We start from the raw sequence: 596 nt of genomic DNA, 5'->3' as shown, positions 1-596 counted from the left end.
GTAAGCACCTAATAACTGACCGTCTATGATTGATGGTCGCAAAACGATATGATTACCTCATCAAATAAATTGGTGAGGTTTTTGTTATGGATAAACCAGATATCGTACAAGTCAAAGTGCCACGTCAGGCTGCAGGAACAACGCCAGTTGTTCCCAGCCGGGCAGTTCAGCTCAAAGTAGGCAAGAACAAGTCAGTTATTATCTACAATAAGGCCAACAGCTACATCGTTGACGCCCTCTTAAAGGCGGTATTTAACGATGCTCATTGATCCAAGCAAGGTCGGACAAGTCTATATTGTTTGTGGCAAGACTGACCTCCGTCGTGGAATTGATGGTTTAGCTGGTGTTGTTCAGGAACAATTCGATCTTGATCCGTATAATCAGGCGCTCTACTTATTTTGTGGCACCAGAAAGGACCGTTTCAAAGCCCTTTACTGGGATGGTGATGGTTTTCTATTGCTATACAAGCGGCTAGAAAATGGTCGTCTTCAATGGCCAACAAATCAGGATGCCGTGCGGAAGCTGAATTATAAGCAATTTTCACGTCTTCTAGGTGGTTGGTCGCTTGACGCGACCGTTCATAAAATTAGGCCCCC

Annotated in this window: 2 protein-coding genes; both read left to right on the top strand. The window is 44.6% G+C overall.

What is annotated here, in order from left to right; all coding sequences use genetic code 11:
* The first annotated feature begins 86 nt into the window (after nt 1-86).
* Entirely contained in the window at nt 87-269 is a 183-nt protein-coding gene (locus HEQ50_RS12615; RefSeq protein WP_168900830.1) for a hypothetical protein, read from the top strand.
* A partial coding sequence (tnpB, locus tag HEQ50_RS12610) for an IS66 family insertion sequence element accessory protein TnpB (protein WP_168900829.1) occupies nt 259-596 on the top strand: 338 nt, incomplete at its 3' end. The genes HEQ50_RS12615 and tnpB, both read left to right, overlap by 11 nt.

Origin of the sequence: Lactobacillus sp. HBUAS51381 (genome assembly GCF_012641095.1) — a bacterium.
Classification (GTDB): domain Bacteria; phylum Bacillota; class Bacilli; order Lactobacillales; family Lactobacillaceae; genus Levilactobacillus.
This window is presented reverse-complemented; position numbering and strand designations above follow the sequence as displayed.